Genomic DNA, 6361 nt, shown 5'->3' on the forward strand with positions numbered 1-6361 from the left:
CGGCGTCGGACATTCCCTCGGCATCCACCTCGCGACCCTCGAGGTCGGACGCAGCGTGTGGACCTTCCGCCCGTCCCCCGCCGCGGCGAACGCCATGCTCACGGTGCACGGCGGTGTCATCGCCATCCTGATGGACACCGCTATGGGAAGTGCGGTGTACACCAGGATTCCAGCCGACAGCTATTACACGACCCTCGAGCTCAAAGTGAACTTCGTTCGTCCACTGAGCCTGACGGCGGATCAGGTCACCTGTGAGGCCAGAACCATCCACGTCGGGCGCCGCACCGCCACCGCCGAATCCTCCGTCATCAACGCGGACGGCAAACTCATCGCCCACGGCACCTGCACCTGTCTCCTCACCACCGCCTGATTCCCACCCCACCTGATTCCCACCCCACCCGCACCCGCACCTCTCGGCGCGACCAGCATCCCGGTACACAGGAGAACACCGAGAGCCATCGGACAGTTGCGCCGCGAGCCATCCGATCAGATGCCGAAGACCATCGGACCACAGGCCGAGGATTGTTCGGCGACATGCCGAGGGTCGCTCGGATTTTCGAGGCCGAAATCCCAGAAAAGACCTCGGCATCTCGTGATCCCGACCGCAATCCGGCCACGGTCGAGCGCACCGACCGGAGAGCGGGCCACAGAAAGTAGGTCATCACGGACTGTCCACCATCTGCCCGGACGGGCGGGACGCGGGCAAGGCGTCGAAGGTGGCGGGGACGAGAGTCACACGCCCCGCCGGCAACTCGCCCGCCTGCGGGTACCCGACCAGCAGAGCCGCAGGTCACAGCCTTGCCGACACGACGGCGACCCTGGCAGGGGGACCACCGGTGGGCGGTCACAGCGCCAATGGCCATGGGTGGCGGTCCTAAGGTCCCGCGAGATCGCCCCAACGGTCCCGGCTAAATAGTCACTCTGGGCGACGAGAGTCGGTAGGGACGATCCGTCGGTGAGCGACCCTGAGGAGCCAGCGTGCCCATATGGCACATTCGTCCCTACGAGACCGTCGACTACGCTGCCACCGTCCGCCTGCTCGAGGAGGTACGCAGCACACCCGGCGGTCCGCCGATCAACCTGACCGACACGGTACTGGCCCTGCGTCACGAGGGGCCGGACGCGGAGAGCCCGGCGGTCGTGGCCGTCGCCGGTGAGCACATCGTGGGCGCTGCCGTCGGACGCAAGGAGGGCGGTCAGGGTCGCGTCCTCACCGTCGCGATCGCACCGGCCTGGCGCCATCACGGGATCGGCTCGGGGCTGTTGCAGTCGGTGGAGAACCAGCTGCTGCACGCGGGCTGCCGGCGCATCACCACCCTGATCACCCCAGGTCAGACCGATGAGGAGGCGTTCCTGCACCGCGGGTTCGCCGCCACCGGTCAGGTGCTCTACGACAAGGAGATCCCGCTGCGCCCGGCGGACGTGTCGACCGTCGAGCGGTGGGGTGGGGCGCTGCTGAGCACATCCGAGTGGTCGAACCTGGCCGGGATGACCGAGGAGCGGGCGCTCATCGAGCAGCGGCTGCTGCTGCCGGTGCGTGAACGTGAACTCGCCGAGGCCTACGGCGTGGTCATTCCCACGGCGATGCTGCTGTTCGGGCCGCCCGGGACGGGCAAGACGTCGTTCGCCCGGGCGGTGGCCGCCCGGTTGGAATGGCCGTTCGTCGAGCTGCTGCCGTCGCGGCTGGCTTCCGGCGCGACCGGGCTGGCCTCGGAGCTGCGTTCGGCGATCCACGACCTGATGGGTGTCGAGCGGGTCGTGGTGTTCATCGACGAGGTCGATGAGATCGCGCAGTCTCGGGAGACCCGACCGGAGAACCAGTCGGTCGTCAACGAACTGCTCAAGGCCATCCCGGCGTTCCGTGGGGTGGCTGGACGGCTGCTGATCTGCGCGACGAACGCGGTGTCCGCGCTGGACCCGGCGTTCGTCCGGCCCGGCCGGTTCGACCTGGTGCTGCCGGTCGGCCCGCCGGACGCGACCGGACGGCGGGTGCTGCTCGCCGGCCTGTTGGAGCGGGTCGCCAACAAGGAGGAGATCGACCTGGACGCGGTGGTCGCCGCGACCGACCTGTTCACCCCGGCGGACCTGTCCGCGGTCGTGCAGCGTTCCGCCGCGGCGGCCTTCCACCGGGCGGCCGACAGCACCCGGGCCGCCCTCACCAGCGGGTCGGGGTTGGCGTCGCTGAGCCTGGCCGGCACGAGCGGGGCGGACGAGGCCGGTAAGCCCGACTCGGACGCGGCCGGACCGCACGGTGGCACGCCGGCCACCCCGACCACGCCGCTGCGCACCGAGGACCTCCTCGAGGCCGCCCGTGCCGCCCGTCCGACGATCAGCCTCACCGAACTCGACCGTTTCCGCCGCGACGCCCAGGCCTTCACCCGCATCTGAGGCCACCCTTACCCGCGGCGGCCGCATCGGACTCGTAGCCCGGCTGGCCGGGCCATCGTGACCGGTCCGGACGGGACCTTCGCTCAGAACATCGGCGGCGTTTGCGGATTCGGCCGAAATCTCGCGGATCCGGGCGGACGATGTACCCCGGCCCAGATCGCACGACCGGTCCCACGGTTCACGACCGGTGTTTCACGGTTCACGTCCACCGGGCGGCGGCCCACCACGGCCGCCCTCCCAGGCTCACGTCCGCAAGGCCGTCCTCGGGCTCCGAGGGGCGCACGGCCTCGAGATAGGTGCATGCCATGACTGTTGACACGCGCGCGCTCTACATCGTTGTCTGCGGCGGCGGTTACCCCGCCGACGACGTGCCCGACTTCGTCTCGCAGGCGAAGGCCGCCGGGTGGGACACCCGGATCGTCGCCACGCCGGCCTCGTTGAAGTTCCTCGACACCGGCGCGCTCGCCGAGCTCACCGGCTACGCCGTACGCAGCGAGTACGTCCTGGTCGAGGACGACGAGGAGGAACGCCCGATCCCCGACGCCGTCGTCGTCGCCCCGGCCACCTTCAACACCGTGAACAAGTTCGCCGGCGGCATCTCCGACACCCTGGCGCTGAGCCTGCTCAACGAGACCATCGGCTCCGGCATCCCGATCATCATCGCCCTGCCGCCGAACCCCACTCACGCCAAGCACCCGGCGTTCCTGGCCAACATCGCCACCCTGCGTTCCTGGGGCGTCCAGGTCATCTTCGACTATGAGGACGTCGTCCTCGAGGACGTCCCGGACATCGACGCCTGGAAGGCCATGTTCCCCTGGAAGAAGACCTTCGAGGCCCTCGAGGCCTCCAAGGGCGCCTGACCGCCGGGGCCCGTGTCCTGCCCGGGCAGGTAACGGGCCAGGGCACGTGACCCGCCGGGCAGGCCCGCAGCCGCACCTGGCCTGCTGCGACACCCCACCCGCAGCGGCACCTGGCCTGCCGGGCCGGCGCGGACGCGGGACTCCCCTTCCGGACCGGGAGTCCCGCGACATCCCTCACCGGGCGAGTGCCGCAGGGCGGGTGACCCCGGTGACCTTCTCGTAGTGGTCGAGGGTGACGATCTTGACGACGTCGCCGGTGTGCGGCGCGTGCAGCACCTCGTTGTTGCCAAGGTAGATGCCGACGTGACCGGGGTTGGTGGGCGAGCCGTCGGAGCCGGCGGCGAACAGCAGGTCGCCCGGCTGCCAGGCCGACACCGGGGTGAGCGCGATGACCGGGCCGGACGCGTCCACCTGGTCGAAGGTGGTGCGGGGCAGGGACACCCCGGCCGCCTCGTACGCGGCCTGCACCAGCGAGGAACAGTCCCAGGTGTCGGGACCGTTCGCGCCGAGCGTGTACGGCTTGCCGAGCTGGGCCCGGGCGAACGCGAGTGCGGTCTGCATCACCTTGTTCGTGACACCCACCGGCGTCGACTCGGCGGTGAGTGCCGCGGCCAGAGTCGGAGCGCGGGCCAGAATGCGCGCGACGTAGCTCTGGGTTTCGGCATAGGGGGGTACGCCGTGGTTCGTCAGGACCGCTCCGGGGCCGGCGTTGTACGCGGCGAGCATCAGTTTGGCGGGATCACCCGGGATGGCAGCGACGGCTGCGGCGAGGGCGCAGTCGTAGGCGGCCGCGGCGGGGATGGCGTCGGCGGGATTGTCGACGTCCGCGCGGCCGTCGCCGTCGCCGTCGCGGCCATGGGTGGCCCAGGTCGCGGGCATGAACTGCGCGATGCCCTGGGCCCCGACCGGTGACCGGGCCGTCGGGTCGAATCCCGACTCGGCCTCGAGCTGCGCCGCGAGGATGCCCGGCGTGAGCGTGGCGCACGCCCGCCCGGCGCTCAGGATCCCGCCGACGTAGACAGCCGGGACGGCTCCGGCACCCAGCCCGCCCTGACCGGCCTGCCCGTCGTCGTCCTGGCCGTCCCCGGACAGCGCACCGCCGAAGATCGCGAGTGCGCCGGCTATGACGGTGCAGACGGCAACCAGCGCGACGGCGGCCAGCGCCAGGACAGGCGAGCCGCGGCCAGGCGTCGACGCCATCGCCATCGGTACCGCAACCGCCTCTCCCCCGGCACCTCACGTCCCCCGGTACTGCACGTCCTCCCGCACGTCGCCGCTACCGGTACTTCGCGCACCACGGTCGGGAGCTACGCAGGACAGCAGATGGCCGGTCGCGCATGGTGCGCCCGAACCGCGCCCTGGCGGATAGATCGTGGCAACCCTAACAAAAAGGTTGATTGATCGTAATTTCGTTACTACTCTCTGGCATCGTCCTGATTCTCCAGGTCAGAGTCCTGGTGCAGAGTGTCTGCATGGATCCGCCGCCGGAGGGAGCACCGAGATGTCCACCGCGCCCGACGGCGGGTGGGTCCCCAGCGGCATGCTCCCTACACTCCCCGCGACGGTGCCCGGCCAGATGCCCGCGCAGCCACCAGCACCGCCCTACGGGTGTCCGCCCGATTCGCTGCGCGTCTCCGCGCCGATGCCCCCGCCGGCCCGCCAGGTGGCCGATCTGGTGGTCGTCGTCGCGGCGGGTGGCGGGGCCGGCCGCTCCACGGCCGCGGATCTGTTAGCCCGTGAGCTCTGCCCGGACGGCGCGCTGATGCTCATCGACGAGGCACCGGGCCTGTTCAGCCAGCGCCGCCTACTCCCGCGCGGTCACGACGGCCTGGCCCGACTCGATGACCGCGGGGCGGCCTACTGGGTGCTGGCCCCGGACGCTCCGATGCACCGCATCGACGCGGTCACCGCCGTGGCCGAGTACGAGGCCTGGCGAACGGTCATCGTGGACACCTGGGATCCCGCCCTGTACCTGCTGCACAACCCGCGCTGGCACCGGCTGCTCACCGAGTACGGCGTGCGCGTCCTGCTGGTGGCGAACTCCGCGACCGGCCCACTCGAGCACGCGCTCACCGCGGCGCGGGCGCTGCGCCAGGCGGGTGTCGCCGGAGTGGACCTGGTCGCCGCCGTGGTGGACACCGGCGAGGGCCGGGTGCCACGCCGGACCCTCGCCCGGATCACGGCTCTGGAGGGCGAGTGCGCCGCGGTGACACGGGTGCCCTTCCTTCCCCCGGTCCGCACGCACGGCCGGCTCGCCCCGGGCCAAGGCGGCCGGGCGGCGCAGCGGGCCGCCATCGCCATCGCCGACAGTCTGGCACTGAAGGAGGCAGCATGATCACGCGTCTCGCCGCAGCGAGAATCATCCTTGCCGGTGATCCGCTCCCGGAGGACACCAAGCCCGACACCAAGGATCTTCCGCCGGCGGTCGAGAACGCGCTGCACCAGATTCTGGGCTGGACGCTGTGGGGCGCCCTGTTCGTCTGTGGCGTCACGGCCATCATCTCCGTCGGCTTCGCCGCCGTGGGCCGGGTCAGCGGCCGGCCGGGCCAGTTCGACCGGGGGCTGTCGGTCTTCATGTTCGCGGTGGCCTGCGGCTTTCTCGTCGGCATCGCCATCCCGCTGGTCAACTCGGTCTACGGCCTGGCCTTCTGAGCCGCCGACCGCCACCCGCCGTACCTGACCCCGGGGACAACCGCGCATGAGCCTGACCGAGCAGATGTCACCACACGGCCGCCCGCGCCGAGCCGGCCCACTGCTCATCGGCGTGGGCCTGGTCGCCCTCATCGCGGTCACCGTCGTCATCACGGTCCTGGTGACCCGGTCCGGCTCCGGCGGGCACGGCACGACCGCCGCCACGCCCGTGAGCACCCCGAAGACGAACCGGTTCGGCATCCCCTCACCGCAGCCCTCCACCTCAGGCGGATCGACCACCAGCGCGGGCCAGGAAACTCTTGTGCTTCCGCACCCGGCCCGATACGACGCGGGCGGGATCGCGCTCGGGTTTCCGCACACCACCGCCGGAGCGGTGTCAGCCGCCGTGCGTTGGCTGCCCCACATGGTTCCGGGTGACAAGGACCGGCAGCTCGCCGCGCTCCGCGCCATAGGTACTGAAC

The 6361-nt window shown here is 71.0% G+C and carries 6 protein-coding genes and 1 pseudogene; 6 read left to right on the forward strand and 1 reads right to left on the reverse strand.

The genetic code is table 11. The features are described from left to right. From G6R24_RS17085 to G6R24_RS17095, 3 genes are all read left to right on the forward strand, one after another. The coding region (locus G6R24_RS17085) for a PaaI family thioesterase (protein ID WP_163550228.1) at positions 1 to 370 on the forward strand (370 nt) is incomplete at its 5' end. Between the two features lie 608 nt (positions 371 to 978). After that, entirely contained in the window at positions 979 to 2388 is a 1410-nt protein-coding gene (locus G6R24_RS17090) for an ATP-binding protein (protein ID WP_163550229.1), read from the forward strand. A 305-nt stretch (positions 2389 to 2693) separates the two neighbouring features. Beyond that, positions 2694 to 3248, forward strand: coding sequence for a flavoprotein (locus tag G6R24_RS17095; protein WP_163550230.1), 555 nt, complete (start codon positions 2694 to 2696; stop codon positions 3246 to 3248). A 174-nt stretch (positions 3249 to 3422) separates the two neighbouring features. Here G6R24_RS17095 and G6R24_RS17100 read toward each other — a convergent pair whose 3' ends face one another. Beyond that, positions 3423 to 4454, reverse strand: coding sequence for a C40 family peptidase (locus G6R24_RS17100; RefSeq protein ID WP_163550231.1), 1032 nt, complete (start codon positions 4452 to 4454; stop codon positions 3423 to 3425). A 334-nt stretch (positions 4455 to 4788) separates the two neighbouring features. On the opposite strand from G6R24_RS17100, the gene G6R24_RS17105 reads away from it, so the two are divergent. The 3 genes and pseudogenes from G6R24_RS17105 to G6R24_RS17115 form a co-directional block, all read left to right on the forward strand. Further along, positions 4789 to 5583, forward strand: coding sequence for a hypothetical protein (locus tag G6R24_RS17105; RefSeq protein WP_163550232.1), 795 nt, complete (start codon positions 4789 to 4791; stop codon positions 5581 to 5583). After that, entirely contained in the window at positions 5580 to 5900 is a 321-nt protein-coding gene (locus tag G6R24_RS17110) for a hypothetical protein (RefSeq protein ID WP_163550233.1), read from the forward strand. Before G6R24_RS17105 ends, G6R24_RS17110 begins: the two co-directional genes overlap by 4 nt. A 46-nt stretch (positions 5901 to 5946) precedes the next feature. Next, positions 5947 to 6361 (forward strand): annotated as a pseudogene (locus G6R24_RS17115) (hypothetical protein); the annotation flags it as partial.

It is taken from the genome of Candidatus Frankia nodulisporulans (genome assembly GCF_902806475.1).
Lineage (GTDB): Bacteria > Actinomycetota > Actinomycetes > Frankiales > Frankiaceae > Frankia > Frankia umida.

Coding starts and splice junctions, on each gene's coding strand:
- G6R24_RS17100 (WP_163550231.1), bottom strand. CDS start 4,454: ATGGCGATGGCGTCGACGCCTGGCCGCGGCTCGCCTGTCCTGGCGCTG.
- G6R24_RS17110 (WP_163550233.1), top strand. CDS start 5,580: ATGATCACGCGTCTCGCCGCAGCGAGAATCATCCTTGCCGGTGATCCG.
- G6R24_RS17095 (WP_163550230.1), top strand. CDS start 2,694: ATGACTGTTGACACGCGCGCGCTCTACATCGTTGTCTGCGGCGGCGGT.
- G6R24_RS17105 (WP_163550232.1), top strand. CDS start 4,789: ATGCTCCCTACACTCCCCGCGACGGTGCCCGGCCAGATGCCCGCGCAG.